At 50.9% G+C, this 234-nt stretch carries 1 rRNA gene; it reads left to right on the forward strand.

Features of this window, described 5'->3' with window-relative positions:
* Positions 1 to 234: ribosomal RNA gene (locus WFO70_RS22575) — 16S ribosomal RNA — on the forward strand; the annotation flags it as partial.

A 234-nucleotide genomic window follows, 5' to 3' on the forward strand; every position in this document is an offset into this window, starting at 1 on the left:
GCAAGGTTAAAACTCAAATGAATTGACGGGGGCCCGCACAAGCGGTGGAGCATGTGGTTTAATTCGATGCAACGCGAAGAACCTTACCTACTCTTGACATCCAGAGAACTTAGCAGAGATGCTTTGGTGCCTTCGGGAACTCTGAGACAGGTGCTGCATGGCTGTCGTCAGCTCGTGTTGTGAAATGTTGGGTTAAGTCCCGCAACGAGCGCAACCCTTATCCTTTGTTGCCAG

The sequence above is a fragment of the Leclercia sp. AS011 genome (assembly GCF_037152535.1).
Taxonomy (GTDB): domain Bacteria; phylum Pseudomonadota; class Gammaproteobacteria; order Enterobacterales; family Enterobacteriaceae; genus Enterobacter.